General features: G+C 66.7%; 15 protein-coding genes and 1 pseudogene. 8 read left to right on the forward strand and 8 right to left on the reverse strand.

The window, feature by feature from the left end; genetic code table 11:
- Positions 1–120: 120 nt before the first annotated feature.
- The 5 genes from ACCC94_RS05160 to ACCC94_RS05180 are packed head-to-tail and all read left to right on the forward strand — an operon-like array spanning position 121 to position 3257.
- Positions 121–663, forward strand: coding sequence for a chalcone isomerase family protein (locus tag ACCC94_RS05160; RefSeq protein ID WP_413348319.1), 543 nt, complete (start codon positions 121–123; stop codon positions 661–663).
- Positions 660–1214, forward strand: a complete 555-nt coding sequence (locus ACCC94_RS05165) for a DUF3833 domain-containing protein (protein ID WP_413348320.1) — start codon at positions 660–662, stop codon at positions 1212–1214. Before ACCC94_RS05160 ends, ACCC94_RS05165 begins: the two co-directional genes overlap by 4 nt.
- 47 nt (positions 1215–1261) lie before the next feature.
- Entirely contained in the window at positions 1262–1567 is a 306-nt protein-coding gene (locus ACCC94_RS05170; RefSeq protein ID WP_413348321.1) for a DUF6482 family protein, read from the forward strand.
- Entirely contained in the window at positions 1564–3105 is a 1542-nt protein-coding gene (locus tag ACCC94_RS05175) for a cryptochrome/photolyase family protein (protein ID WP_413348322.1), read from the forward strand. Before ACCC94_RS05170 ends, ACCC94_RS05175 begins: the two co-directional genes overlap by 4 nt.
- Complete coding sequence (locus ACCC94_RS05180; RefSeq protein WP_413348323.1) at positions 3102–3257, forward strand: DUF2256 domain-containing protein; 156 nt, start codon at positions 3102–3104, stop codon at positions 3255–3257. Before ACCC94_RS05175 ends, ACCC94_RS05180 begins: the two co-directional genes overlap by 4 nt.
- Here the strand turns inward: ACCC94_RS05180 and ACCC94_RS05185 are convergent.
- From ACCC94_RS05185 to ACCC94_RS05215, 7 genes are all read right to left on the reverse strand, one after another.
- A complete protein-coding gene (locus tag ACCC94_RS05185) occupies positions 3222–3713 on the reverse strand; it encodes a DUF2878 domain-containing protein (protein ID WP_413348324.1) in 492 nt (163 codons plus the stop codon). The two genes, ACCC94_RS05180 and ACCC94_RS05185, sit on opposite strands and share 36 nt — an antisense overlap.
- Positions 3713–4981, reverse strand: coding sequence for a class I SAM-dependent methyltransferase (locus ACCC94_RS05190; RefSeq protein WP_413348325.1), 1269 nt, complete (start codon positions 4979–4981; stop codon positions 3713–3715). The genes ACCC94_RS05185 and ACCC94_RS05190 overlap by 1 nt, the downstream gene beginning before the upstream one ends.
- Positions 4953–5768, reverse strand: a complete 816-nt coding sequence (locus ACCC94_RS05195; protein ID WP_413348326.1) for a DUF1365 domain-containing protein — start codon at positions 5766–5768, stop codon at positions 4953–4955. Before ACCC94_RS05195 ends, ACCC94_RS05190 begins: the two co-directional genes overlap by 29 nt.
- The gene (locus ACCC94_RS05200; protein ID WP_413348327.1) at positions 5765–7012 is read right to left on the reverse strand and encodes an NAD(P)/FAD-dependent oxidoreductase; all 1248 of its coding nucleotides are present in this window, start codon (positions 7010–7012) and stop codon (positions 5765–5767) included. The genes ACCC94_RS05195 and ACCC94_RS05200 overlap by 4 nt, the downstream gene beginning before the upstream one ends.
- Positions 7013–7015: 3 nt before the next feature.
- The gene (locus ACCC94_RS05205) at positions 7016–7771 is read right to left on the reverse strand and encodes an SDR family NAD(P)-dependent oxidoreductase (RefSeq protein ID WP_413348328.1); all 756 of its coding nucleotides are present in this window, start codon (positions 7769–7771) and stop codon (positions 7016–7018) included.
- Positions 7768–8190 carry a nuclear transport factor 2 family protein gene (locus ACCC94_RS05210; protein ID WP_413348329.1) on the reverse strand — a complete coding sequence of 141 codons (423 nt, stop codon included), beginning with the start codon at positions 8188–8190 and terminating at the stop codon, positions 7768–7770. The genes ACCC94_RS05205 and ACCC94_RS05210 overlap by 4 nt, the downstream gene beginning before the upstream one ends.
- Positions 8191–8296: 106 nt before the next feature.
- Positions 8297–8752, reverse strand: coding sequence for a PAS domain-containing protein (locus tag ACCC94_RS05215; protein ID WP_413348330.1), 456 nt, complete (start codon positions 8750–8752; stop codon positions 8297–8299).
- A gap of 120 nt (positions 8753–8872) precedes the next feature.
- Here ACCC94_RS05215 and ACCC94_RS05220 point away from each other — a divergent pair, with 120 nt between their 5' ends.
- Together ACCC94_RS05220 and ACCC94_RS05225 are read left to right on the forward strand one after the other, a co-directional pair.
- A complete protein-coding gene (locus ACCC94_RS05220; RefSeq protein WP_413348331.1) occupies positions 8873–9775 on the forward strand; it encodes a MerR family transcriptional regulator in 903 nt (300 codons plus the stop codon).
- 122 nt (positions 9776–9897) lie between these two features.
- Entirely contained in the window at positions 9898–10263 is a 366-nt protein-coding gene (locus ACCC94_RS05225) for a response regulator (protein ID WP_413348332.1), read from the forward strand.
- A 113-nt stretch (positions 10264–10376) separates the two neighbouring features.
- Here the strand turns inward: ACCC94_RS05225 and ACCC94_RS05230 are convergent, their stop codons facing one another.
- Positions 10377–11324, reverse strand: a complete 948-nt coding sequence (locus ACCC94_RS05230) for a GNAT family N-acetyltransferase (RefSeq protein WP_413348333.1) — start codon at positions 11322–11324, stop codon at positions 10377–10379.
- Positions 11325–11645: 321 nt separating this feature from the next.
- On the opposite strand from ACCC94_RS05230, the pseudogene ACCC94_RS05235 reads away from it, so the two are divergent.
- A pseudogene (locus ACCC94_RS05235) lies at positions 11646–13318 on the forward strand (arylsulfatase).
- The last annotated feature ends 108 nt before the right edge of the window (positions 13319–13426 follow it).

The raw sequence follows: 13426 nt of genomic DNA on the forward strand, positions 1-13426 counted from the left end.
AACTCAAAGCTTCAGGCAACCCCGTGCGCCGACCCAAATCTTCTCATCACCATTCGTCCATTATCTGTACATTATTTATTTGTTGTACAACTATTAGGGCAAGATCCTGGAGTTGGACTCATGCACCTGTCGACCACCCGCCGCCGCTTCCTTCTCAGCCTCACGCTGCTCTGCGGCCTGTGGGTGCAGGCCGCCTGCGCGGACTGGCGGAGCGAAGTACCCGGCGCCCGGCAGATTGGCCAGGGCCAGTTCAGCTGGTTCGGCTTCGTGGTCTACGAGGCGCATCTGTGGAGTGCCGGGGCCGCGCCGGACTGGACCCAAGCCTTCGCCCTGGAGCTGGTCTATCGGCGCGAGCTGACCCGCGACACCCTGGTGCAGGCCAGCCTCGACGAGATGCGCCGCCTCGGCGCCGACGACGATACGCAGTTGGCGAGCTGGGCCGGCGAGATGCGCCAGGCCTTCGTCGATGTCCAGGCCGGGCAACGGATCACCGGCGTCTATCTGCCCGGCGAAGGCTGCCGTTTCTACGTCGATGACAGGCTGCGCCACGCGGTGGCAGATGCCCGCTTCGCCCGGGCGTTCTTTTCCATCTGGCTGGACCCGCGCACGCGCAACCCCGAGCTGCGTCGCGACCTGCTGGGCTTGAGCGGAGACGAGCCATGAAGTCGACCCTGCGCCTGTTCCAACTCGCCCTTTGCCTGCTGCTGGGCAGCTGCGGCAACGTCGGCGTCGAGCATTACGCCAACGAGCGCCCCACGCTGGACCTGCCGGCATTCTTCGCCGGGCCGGTAAAAGCCTGGGGCATCTTCCAGAAACCGTCCGGCGAGGTGGTCAAGCGCTTCGAGGTGGACATCAGCAGCCGGCGCGAAGGCGACCGGCTGATCCTCGACGAGCGCTTTCGCTACAGCGACGGCACCCGCCAGCAGCGCATCTGGACCCTGACCCCGGACGGTGCCGGCCGCTGGCGCGGGCGCGCCGCCGATGTGGTTGGCGAGGCCGTCGGCGAGATTGCCGGCAATGCGCTGCGCTGGCGCTACGAGCTGAACCTGGTCGTGGATGACAGCACCTGGAAGGTGAGCTTCGACGACTGGATGTACCTGATGGACGAGGACACCCTGATCAACCGCTCGAGCATGAGCAAATTCGGCGTCGAGCTGGGGCAGGTGACCCTGTTCTTCCGCCGCGCGGGCGCCACCGATTCCGGCAAGGGATGAGGAAGCCGCCCGCCTCTTTTGCCGGCCGCGCCGGCCAGGAGCCAACCATGACCATGCAGGAACTGGCGCAGGCCGTAGCGGCCGGGCGCGTCCAGGGTTTCGAGGCGATTTCGCTGGAGGGCGGTTTCTATGTCCTCCAGGTGCGCCTGGCCGAGGGTTTGCGCCCCGTTCGCAATGAAGGCGGACAGGTGCTGCACCTGCGTTCCACTACCCAGGTACGCGAGGTGCTGCGCGATTGGGCATCGCTCCCCTGCGAACTGGTGCAGCACTGCGCCCACGACGAGATCTGCGCCGCGCACCCGACGGCAGTCCAGCCGCTGCGCGTGCCGCTTTCGCTGGAGCCTCGCGAATGACACCACCACCGCGCCGGCTGGGACTGCTGTTGGGGGACCAGCTGAGCTTCGACCTGTCCCTGTTCGATGCGCTGGACCCGGCCCGGGACGCGGTCCTGATGGCCGAGGTGGACCAGGAAGCCCGCTACGTGCCGCATCACCCGCAGAAGATCGTGCTGATCTTCAGTGCCATGCGCCACTTCGCCCAGGCGCTGCGCGAACGGGGCTGGCGGGTCATCTACGTGACGCTGGACGACCCCGACAACAGCGGCAGCATCCGCGGCGAAGTCGAGCGCTGGTATGCGGCCCTGGGTGAGCCGCAGGTGCACTTCACCGAATGCGGCGAATGGCGCCTGGAGCAGGCGCTGCGAAATTGCTGGGTGCCGATGATCTGGCACGACGACCGCCGCTTCCTCTGCAGCCGCGACGAGTTCGCGCGCTGGGCGGGAGCGCGCCGACAGCTGCGCATGGAGCACTTCTACCGCGAGATGCGCCGGCGTACCGGGCTGCTGATGGAGCCCGACGGCCACCCCGTCGGCGGTGCCTGGAACCTCGATGCCGATAACCGCAAGCCGTTGCCCCGTGGACTGCGAGGGCCCTTCCCGGCGCGCTTCGGACAGGACCGGATCACCGGCGACGTCATGCAACTGGTCGGCGCGCGCTTCAACGACCACTACGGGCGGCTGGAGGGATTCGACTACCCGGTGACCCACGCCCAGGCTCAGGAACTCTGGCAACACTTCCTGGAGTTCGCCCTGCCCGCATTCGGCGATTACCAGGACGCCATGGCCGAGGGCGAGCCCTTCCTCTTCCATGCCCGCATCAGCGCCGCGCTGAACATCGGCCTGCTGGACGTGCGCCAACTCGCCGGCGACGTCGAGCAGGCCTATCGCCAGGGGCGCGCCCCGCTGAACGCCGCCGAAGGTTTCATCCGCCAGCTGATCGGCTGGCGCGAATACGTGCGTGGCATCTACTGGCTGCGCATGCCCGAGTACGCGCGGCTCAACGTGCTGGGCAACCATCGGCCGCTGCCGGAGTTCTACTGGACCGGCCGCACCGACATGCGCTGCATGGCCCAGGCCATCGGCCAGACGCTGGAACTCGGCTACGCGCACCACATCCAGCGGCTGATGGTCACGGGCAACTTCGCCCTGCTCGCCGGGATCGCGCCGCCGGCCATCTGCGACTGGTACCTGGCCGTTTACCTGGATGCCTTCGACTGGGTAGAGCTGCCCAACACGCTGGGCATGGTGATGCATGCCGACGGCGGCTACCTGGGATCCAAACCCTACTGCGCGAGCGGGCGCTACATCCAGCGCATGTCCGACCACTGCGGTTCGTGCCGCTACCGGGTGGACAAGGCGACCGGGGACAATGCCTGCCCGTTCAATGCGCTGTACTGGCATTTCCTCATGCGCCACCGCGAGCGCCTCGGCGCCAATCCGCGGCTGGCCATGGCCTATCGCAACCTGCAACGCATGGACGAGGCGCGCAGCCTCGCGCTGTGGGAGCGCGGCGAGGCATTGCTGGCGCGCCTGGATGCCGGGCAGGCGCTATGAAAAAAGCGCAGTTGCCGGAAAAAATCTGCGCGGTCTGCGGCCTCCCCTTCAGCTGGCGTCGGCGCTGGGCACGCTGCTGGGAGGAGGTGCGCTACTGCTCGGAGCGCTGTCGGCGCTCACCGGCCGAGCGCAAGACGCAGCATCAGCGGTAACCAGACCGCCCATATCAAGGCCAATAACAGCGCCGAGGTGCCCACGCCCAACGGCAGCCCGACTCCCGCCAGCGGCGCACCGGCGCAATAGGCCAGCGGGCCGGCCAGGGCCCCCATGAATACTCCGCGCCACGCGGGCCGTGCGGCCCAGGCAAGGCTATGGCGAAGCCCGCTGGCAAAGACCAGCCACAGCAAGGCCAGCCAGCCCGGCAACAGTGCGCCGCGGAAATCGAACAGGCCAAGCCAGCCGAGGACAGTGTCGAGCAGACAACCGGCCAGGCCGACCCGCAGGATCGCGAGCCCCTCCTCCTTTCGGTGCTGACAAAGCCCCAGGTGCAGCATCAACCCGACCGCCACCAACCCCAGCAACGCCGGGAGTCGTGCCCCCAGGACACAACCCCACCAGCCCACCTGCAGCCAGATCGCATTGACCAGCAGCCGCAGGCGCCGGTCCATCAGGCTTCCAGCTGCTCCACCAGGCTCGCCCTGCGCGCCGCCGGCCCGGCCCACAGCAGGTGCGCCACGCCGATGGCCCGCTCCTCGAAGCCGCCCTGGCAATAGCACAGGTAGAACTCCCACAGGCGCTGGAAGCTCTCGTCGTAGCCCAGCTCCAGCAACTCGGCGCGGGAGTGCCGCAGGTTTTCTCGCCAATGCCGCAGGGTACGGGCGTAGTCCTGGGCAAAATCCTCCAGATGCACGAGGTTGAGCGCGGTGTGTGCGGTAGCGGTCTGCAGCAGCGTGGTGATCGAGGGCAGCGCGCCGCCGGGGAAGATATAGCGCTGGATGAAGTCCACCGAACGTCGCGCCTGCTCATAGCGCTGGTCGCGGATGGTGATCGCCTGCAGCAGCATCAATCCGTCTTCCTTGAGAAGTGCGGCGCAACGGCGGAAGTAGTCGGGCAGGTAACGGTGGCCGACCGCTTCGATCATCTCGATGGACACCAGCTTGTCGTAGCGCCCACTCAATTCGCGGTAGTCCTCCAGCAGCAGGGTCACGCGGTCCTGCAGGCCCTGCTCGCGGATGCGGTACTGGGCGCAGGCATACTGCTCCTTCGACAGGGTGGTGGTGGTCACGCGGCAACCGTAGTGGGTGGCGGCATACAGCGCGAGGCTGCCCCAGCCGGTGCCGATCTCCAGCAGGTGATCCTGTGGCTGCAGGTCCAGCTTGCGGCAGATGACCTCCAGCTTGTTCATCTGCGCCTGTTCCAGGCTTTGCGAGGGGTGTTCGAACATGGCCGAGGAATACATCAGCGTCGGGTCGAGCAGCCGCTCGAACAGGTCGTTGCCCAGGTCGTAATGGGCGCGGATGTTGCGCTGCGAGCCGCTGCGGCTGTTGCGGTTGAGCCAGTGCAGCAGGCGCAGCGCAGGCCGTGCGAGCAGTGCCAGCCCGCCTTCCATCGCATCGAGCACCTCCAGGTTGGCGACGAACAGGCGGGTGACCGCCGCCAGCTCCGGGCTGCTCCAGTAACCCTGGATGTAGGCCTCCCCGGCGCCTATCGAGCCATTGCAGGCCACCATGCCCCACACCGCGTCGTCGTGGACGTCGATCACGGCGCGCAGGGGGCTGAGCGGGTCGCCGAAGTCCAGCAGGATTTCGCCGCGGCGCACCTGCAGCCAGCCGTGCCGCAGCTGGCGCAGCCGGGCAATCACCGCGTGACGGAACAGGTTGCCGGCCAGCGGCGCGGCAGTGCCGGCCTTATCGGCGCTCAGGGTGGGTTCTGACATGCTCGGGCTCCTCGACGGCGCAATGACCGACCGCCAGGTGATGCTCGCTGGCCTGGTGGTCGTGCAGGGGAATGCGTTTGAACAGCAGGCGCAGCGCCTGCCAGTAGATGGCCACAACGGTGCGCAGGCTCATCCAGGGAAACGCCAGCAGGTGCCGGCGCAGTGACGCGGCTTGCAGCGCCTCGCGACGCAGATCGAGATTGGCCAGGAACACCAGGCGGTCGTCACGCCAGTTCTCCATGTGCACATGCACGCGGGACGGGTCGATGAGGAAGCGCATGCGGTATTCCATTTCCCTGGGCAGGAACGGCGAGACATGGAAAGCCTTGGCGACCGCGAACTCCTGCGGCGCGCCGGGAGTGACCGGCAGCACGTAGTGGAAGCGCTCCCGCCAGGGCGTGTTGCGCACCTCGCAAAGAATCGCGGCCAGCCGGCCGTCAGGGTCATGGCAGAAGTAGAAGCTGACCGGGTTGAACCACAGGCCCCAGCTGCGCAGCTGGGTAAGCAGCAGAATCGGGCCGGCGGGCGCCTCGCCCAGCGCTTCGCGCAGCAGGCAGCGCACCGCTTCGTCCAAGGGCATGCCCTGCCCCGTCCAGGCCGGCAGGTAGTCGCCCTCGCGCCAGCTCAGCGGCGCGAAGCGCCAGGGGCGCAGCAGTGGCGAGAGCCGCATCAGGGCACGCCGCTCGGCGAGGTCCAGCAGGACCATGCCCACCGGATAGCGGAAGGCGTGCACGCGCGGCAGCAGGCGCCGATGCATCACCCAGCCGCGGCACAGGCTGCTGTTCACAGTCGCTCCCCGAAATAGCCGGCGACTTCCAGGGCGCTGACCACGCCGTCCTCATGAAAACCGTTACCCCAGTACGCACCGCAGAAGTAGCTGTGCTGCCGCCCCTGCAACTGGCCTCGCCGGGCCTGCGCGGCGATGCCCGCCAGGCTGAATTGCGGATGGGCGTAATCGAAGCGCGCCAGGACCTTGGCCGGATCGATCTGCTCGGTCTGGTTGAGGCTGACGCAGAAGGTCACCGGCGCCTCGATGCCCTGGAGCAGGTTCATGTCGTAGGTGAGCGCGGCAGGTGCCTGTTGCGGGCCGCCGAGGCGATAGTTCCAGCTCGCCCAGGCGATCCGGCGTCGCGGCAACAGGCACGTATCGGTGTGCAGGACGACTTCGTTGCTGGCATAGCGCAGCGCGCCGAGCACCGCATGCTCGTCCGCACTGGGCGCATCCAGCAGCGCCAGTGCCTGGTCGCTGTGGCAGGCGAAGACCACCTTGTCGAAGCGCTCGCTGCCGGCGGCGCTGAAAACCTCCACGCCCTGCCTGTCGCGCCTGACGCGGCGCACCGGGCAGTTCAGGCGGATTCGCTCGCGATACGCCGCCGTCAATGGCGCCACGTAGCTGCGCGAACCGCCCTCCACCACTCGCCATTGCGGCCTTTCGTTGACCGAGAGCAGGCCATGGTTGGCAAAGAAGCGGATGAAGAACTGCAGCGGGAAATCCAGCATGCGCGCCCGCGACATCGACCAGATGGCCGAGCCCATGGGCACGATGTAATGCTCGATGAAGCGTTCGCCGTAGCCACCGGCACGCAGGTAGTCCCCCAGCGTCAGAGTCGCCGGAATGCGTTGCTCGGCGTGGTCATCGAAGGCTTCGCGATTGAAGCGCAGGATATCCCGCAGCATGCCCCAGAAGCCGGGTGAAAGCAGGTTGCGCCGCTGGGCGAACAGGGTATTGAGGTCGTGGCCGTTGTACTCCAGGCCACTGGCCGGATCGTGCACCGAGAAGCTCATCTGGGTCGGCCGGGAGGCGACGCCCAGGCGCTCCAGCAATTGGATGAAGCGGGGGTAGGTCCAGTCGTTGAAGACGATGAAGCCGGTGTCCACGGCGTAGCGCTGGCCTTGCCAGTCGACGTCGACCGTGTGGGTGTGGCCGCCGATCCAGTCACTGGCCTCGAAGACGGTCACCTCGTGCTGGCGGGCCAGCAGGTGAGCACAGGTGAGGCCGGAAATGCCGCTGCCGATGATCGCGATGCGCATGGCTCAGGCCTCCGCCGGACGGCGCGCAAGGCGGCGCCCGAGGCCGAGGCGCCAGCGCGCGGGCAACAGTCCCAGCAGCCGCAGCACCAGGACGAAGCGGCGCGGGAAGGCCAGTTCCAGCGGGCGCGCCTCCAGATGCTGGACGATATGCTCGGCGGCGCGCTCCACCGGCCAAAGCATCGGCATGGGAAAATCGTTGCGCCGGGTCAGCGGGGTGTCGACGAAGCCTGGGCTTACCAGGGTCGTGTCGATGGCCTCGGCGGCCAGATCGATACGCAGCGACTCCAGCAGATAGCGCAGCGCCGCCTTGGACGCGCCATAGGCTCCGGCACGGGGCAACGCCAGCCAGGTCACGGCGCTGCCGACGACCACCAGGTGCGGGCGCAGGCCCTGGCGAAGCAGCGGCAGGCAGGCCTGGATGCACAGCGCAGCGCCGAACAGGTTGGTCTTCACCACCCGCTGCACCATGGCCGCATCGAACTGCCCGGGCTCCAGGTATTCGCAGGTTCCGGCGCAGAGCACCACCCGATCCAGCGCGCCCCAGGCCTGCTGGATGCGCCGCGCGATGTGATCGACCTGGCTGGCGTCAGAGATGTCGCCGGGAACCAGCAGCACGCGTTCGCCGTAACGCTCCGCCAGGGACTGCAACGGCGCCGCCTGGCGCGCCGTCACCGCCAGGCTATGGCCGTCGGCGAGCAGTCGCTCGGCCAGGGCTGCGCCAATGCCGCTGCTGGCGCCGGTCAGCCAGATGCGGCTCATGCCAGCCTCCGCTTGAGCCAGCCGATGACGCCGCCCATGACCGGCAGGTGCTCATAGAGCAGCGCGCCGGCATCGAAATAGTCCCGGTGCACCTCCACGCGCTCGCCCCAGCGCAGGAGGCTGCAGCCGTCCACGGCGATCGGCTTGCCGCCGCCCAGGCGCGGATGGCGGTAATGCAGGGTCCAGCGCAGGTAACCGCGGCCCGGGGCGACCTCATCGAATCCGTGGAAGTCGTAGCGCAGCTCCTGCACGTTGGCATAGAGCGACTCGAAATAGCGGCGCAGCTCGCCAAGCCCGTCCACCCGGTGCAGCGGGTCCTGGAAGCTCACGTCCTGGCTGTACAACTCGTCCAGACGATGGAGGCTGGCGGCGTCGAGGGCGGCGAAACGCTCGGCGAAGGATTGCAGAAACGAGGGCATGGCGGGCTCCGGCGAATCCTGTACAACTTTTATTTTCTGTACAGGTATAAGCGAAGCCTACGGCATTAATTGTACAAATCAAGTCGACTTGTACAATTTTTAACGATCAGTCGCCGCCCGGATTCAGCGCAGCGAGTTGCGCCCTGAGCGCTTCCACTTCGGCCTGCAGCTGCCGAACGCGCTCCTGCGCCTCGACTTCCCGGCTGACGTCGCGCTGGATGCCGATGAAATAGGTGAGCTGGTCCGCTTCGTTGCGCACCGGGGTGATCGACAGCTCGTTCCAGAACGGCGTGCCGTCCTTGCGGAAGTTGCGCAGCACCTGGCGACAGGGCTGCCCCGCGCGGATCGCTTCGCGCACCGCCGCAAGCCCCGCCTGCTGCCGGTCGGCGCCCTGGAGGAAGCGGCAATCCTGGTAGAGAATGTCGTCCGCGGCGTACCCGGTCAGGCGCTCGAAGGCGGCGTTGGCGTAGATCAGGATGCTGTCCTCTCCCTCCTGCTCGGCCACCACGATGCCGTCGTTGGAGGCTTCGACCATCAATTGCAGGAGCTTGGCGTTGATCATGGTTTTCCGTCCGGTTTGCTGCGATCCGCCTAGGGTAGTCGGGCGACCGGGTGCTGCCTAGCTCGGCCATACCCCTGCCGCTGGTTTACAATCCACGCTTCCTTGCCGCCAGGCTGTGCCATGAACGATCTCTCGGATATCGACCCCAGCGACCTCCTGCCCATGCGCGAGGTCGTGCGCCTCACCGGCGTCAATCCGGTGACCCTGCGTGCCTGGGAGCGCCGCTACGGGCTGGTCAGCCCGCTGCGCACCGATGGCGGGCACCGCCTGTACACCCCCAGGGACCTGCAGACCATCCAGGACATCCTGCTGTGGTCCAGCCGCGGCATGGCGGTCGGCAAGATCGGCGAACTGCTTGCCCAGCGTCAGCGCCAGGAACCGGCCAGGCCCGACGACGAGCGCGAGCGCTGGCGCGAGGCGTTTGCCCGCGCCACGGCGGACTTCGACCAGGCCGAACTCGACAGGCTCTACGGCCAGGCCTACAGCATCTTCCCGAACGCCACGCTGCTGGAGGATATCCTCCTGCCGCTGTGGCGCTCCCTGCTGACGCTCAGCGCCTACGGTGCCCGCAGCCAGTGGATGGTTCTCGACGCTTTCCTGCGCGCCCGCGTGCTCCTGCGCCTGCAGATGAGCCGCGCGGAATGCGTCAGCGTCGTGCTCGCTGATGCCACCGGCAGCACCCAGGAGCTTGAATTGCTCGCGGCCGGCCTGCTGCTGGGCGGCGAGGATCTGCGTGTCCAGGCCATTGGCCCGGGAGCGCCGCTGGAAGAGCTGCCGCTGATCTGCGCGGCGAACCAGCCGGCCGTGCTGGTGCTGCTGACTCACGTGGCGTTACCCGGCGAAACCCTCAAGCGCCTGGAGCGCCTGCAGATGGCAATCGAATGCCCGCTGGCCCTGGTTGGCGAAGCGGCGGAGCAGATCGCGCCCGCCGTGCCGGGTGTCCCTGTCGTTGCGCTGGGCAGCAGCCCGGCGAACAGCGCGCAGCGCCTGCGCCTGTTGCTGCGGGGTGCGCTGCAGCTCTGATTGGATGCCACTCTCCGACCGGCGAACCTGTACATTTCCAGAGATTCGTACAGAATAGGGATCATGCGCCGCGTACTGCGCGCTGCGCCCTCCAGAGTCCAACCCGTTACACGGATCCGAGAATGGCCCTACCCCGCCATGTCGTTCTCGTCGAAGATGACGCGATCATGCAGATGCTGCTGGTCGACCTCCTGCAGGAGTTGACCAATGGTGCCGTCCACTCCTTCGACAGGGGCGAAGACGCCATCGCCTTCCTGCGTCAGCATCCCGAGATCGATCTGCTCATCACCGATGTCAACCTCGCCGGGAACACTTCCGGCCTCGAGGTCGCGAAGTTCGCTTCCGAATCGTCGCCGCCCATACCGGTAGTGGTGACTTCCGCTATCCATTGGCACCGCAGCGGCATTCCTCCCAGCGCAGCCTTCCTGACCAAGCCATTCACGGTCGAGGCCTTTGACCGAATGGTCCGCGGGCTGATCAAGGCATGACCGCCCTTCCGGCGGGCTGCCTGCTTCACCGACCTGCGAAATCGCCCTGGTGAAGAGCATCGCTGCGCCGGCAAGCCGGCCCGCCGGGAAGTGGGCTTTGCAGATGCATCCGCTCAGAGCCTGAGCGTGAACTGCTGCTCCATGACGGCGCTGCCCCATTGGCTTCCCTGTTCCTCATGGGTCAGTTCGAAGCCGAAGGATTCATAGAGGCGACGCGCGGCATCCAGGCCCTTGAACGTCCAGAGCTGGACGGCGGAGAAGCCTTGTTCAGTGCAGAAGGCCATTGCCTCGTTGAGCAGACGGCGGCCCACGCCGCTGCCCCGACACCCCTCCTCGAGGATGAACCAGCGCAGGTGCGCCTCGTTCCCGCCCAGGTCCTCTGCGTCGATGGCGACCGACCCGACTATCCGGCTGCCCTGCTCGGCAACCCACACGCCATTGCGTGAATTGCCCAAGCGCCCGGTGAACTCTGCGACACCGGTTGCCACCTGGCTTTCAAAGAACTGTCCGAAACCGGAGTGTCGCGAGTAAAAGCCTGCGTGCATTTCAGCGACACGCCCGATCAGCCCCGGACGGTATCCCGGCGAGACATGGATGAGGGAGCCGACCGGCCCTGCCGCGCCAGGACGACAGGCCGTCAGGGCCTTTGCGTAGACCTCCAGCCCCCGTGCGATGGCCTGTTGTTGCCGCCTGTTCAAAGGACTCAATGCTGTCGTCACTTGCCGCTGACCGTAGGCATGGATCGCCTCGACCGTGCGCTTGCCCTGCTCCGTCAGGTACAGCTGTTTGGTCCGCGCGTCGTCATCGCCGGAACCCTGCCCCACCTCGCCGGCCTGAACGAGCCTGGCCAGCATCCGGCTGACGCTGGATTTTTCCAGCCCGAGGAACTGCACGAGCTGAACGGCCGTCAGCGCACCGCAAGAGCCCAGCTCCAGCAGGGCGTGCACGGCGGAAGGCGAGTAATCGGTGCCCGCCAGGGTCGTGCGCATGAACCCCAGCTCGCGAACCATGGTGCGGGACGCGGAGCGGATCTGCTCCACGACTGACGGATCGATCGACATGGGCGGAACCTCGTCGCGAATGGTTGTACGATGCAACCATATCGATGAGTGACCGTCCACCGCTGTACGACCAGACGCCGCCGATGCCGGTCAATCGGGCTCCATGCTGCTCAGCAGGGGCCGTTGCCGCAATGGTGTCACCCCGGCAATGGGCTTTGCGCGCATTGAGGAAAGGCGCCCCGAGCACGCGGGATTGCCCACACGGGCGATGCCGCAAAGGCATGAAAAGTATTCGCCGAAGGCAATGGCATGCAGGTACGGCAATGGTCTTAATGTCCGCTGCCCCAGCCACTTGCCATCCCCATTCCTTCGCGAGCCGCCATGAGCAAACGCCCGAATTTTCTGCTGATCGTTGCCGATGACCTGGGGTTCTCCGACCTCGGCTCCTTCGGCGGCGAGATCCACACTCCCCATCTGGACGAGCTGGCTTTGGCAGGCCTGCGCCTGACCGACTTCCACGCCGCCTCCGCCTGCTCGCCGACCCGCGCGATGCTGCTCACCGGCACCGATCACCACCTCGCCGGCATCGGAGCGATGGCGGAGTTCAGCGACGAAACCATCCGCCAACACCCCGGCTACGAAGGCCACCTGAACCAGCGGGTGGTCACCCTCGCCGAACTGCTGCGCGATGCCGGCTACCACACGCTGGTCTCCGGCAAATGGCACCTGGGGCGTAGCGCAAAAACTTCGGCGGCGGCGCGCGGCTTCGAAGACTCGTTCATCCTGGAGGGCGCTGCGCACAACCACTATGGCTGGTCGCCGAAGGTCCCCGCACACAAGATGCCACGCCTGCTGCACGCCGTGGATGGGACCTACCGCGAGGGACTTGAGCCCGTGACCGAGCTACCGGAAGACTTCTACTCTTCCGACGCCTCACCGATCGACTGCTCGACTACCTGGGCGCGCGCCAGCCGGAAGAGCAGCGGCCATTCTTCGCCTACCTGCCCTTCTCCGCCCCGCATTTTCCGCTGCAGGCGCCGGATGAGCTGATCGAAAAATACCAGGGTCGCTATGACGGCGGCCCGGATGCTCTGCGCGAGCAGCGCCTGGCTCGCCTCAAGGAACTGGGCCTGGTCGGCGAGGACGTCGAGGCCCATCCCGTCATCGCCGACACCCCGAACTGGCAGGAGCTGGATGACCAGGGCAGGCGCCAATCGGCGAAAGCCATGGAAGTCTACGCGGCGATGGTCGAGCGGCTGGACTGGAACGTCGGCCGCGTCGTCAGCCATCTGCGCGCCACGGGCGAGCTGGAAAACACTGTGGTCATCTTTCTCTCGGACAACGGCGCCGAGGGCGCCGCGCTCGAAGCGCTGCCCATCGTCGGCAAGCGTGCCCAGCGTTTCATCGGCAAGCATTACGACAACCGTGTCGAGAATATCGGCCGCGCCAACTCCTATGTCTGGTACGGGCCGCGCTGGGCGCAGGCGGCCACCGCTCCGTCGCGCCAGTACAAGCTCTTCACCAGCCAGGGCGGGATTCGCGTGCCCGCGTTCATCACCTGGCCGGGCTTCCGCCGGCAAGGCGGCATCAGCCACGACTTCGCCACGGTGATGGACATCGTCCCGACGCTGCTGGAGCTGGCCGAAACCACTCATCCAGGCAGCCACTATGCTGGCCGAGAAGTCCTGCCGGTCCGAGGCCGCTCGTTGCTGGGCTACCTGCAAGGCAGTCCGGAGCCGCCGCACACCGCAGACGAAACCACCGGCTGGGAGCTGTTCCGCGCCCGTGCCTTGCGCCAGGGCAACTGGAAGGCGCTGTACATCCCCAAGCCGGACGGCCCCGGCCGCTGGCAGCTCTATGACCTGGCGCGCGATCCCGGTGAAATCCACGATCTGGCCCAGGCAGAACCGGAGCGGCTGCAAACCCTGAAGAAGCACTGGCAGGACTATGTCGATGAAACCGGTGTGCGCGATTTCAGTTTCGCCGGCCGGCTGGGCCGCGAACTGGGCCGAGGGCTGTGGCGCTTCTTCACTCGACAGCCGCGAACACTCTGACTTCGGCTGAGCGACGACGCTGCGGGTCATGCCTCTCCCAGGTGGCGCTCGACAAGTTACCAACAGTAGGTTACTTTCGGTAAGTAGCAAACAGCTCTCACCTGAGGC

The organism is Pseudomonas sp. Pseusp97, assembly GCF_047304025.1.
Lineage (GTDB): Bacteria > Pseudomonadota > Gammaproteobacteria > Pseudomonadales > Pseudomonadaceae > Pseudomonas.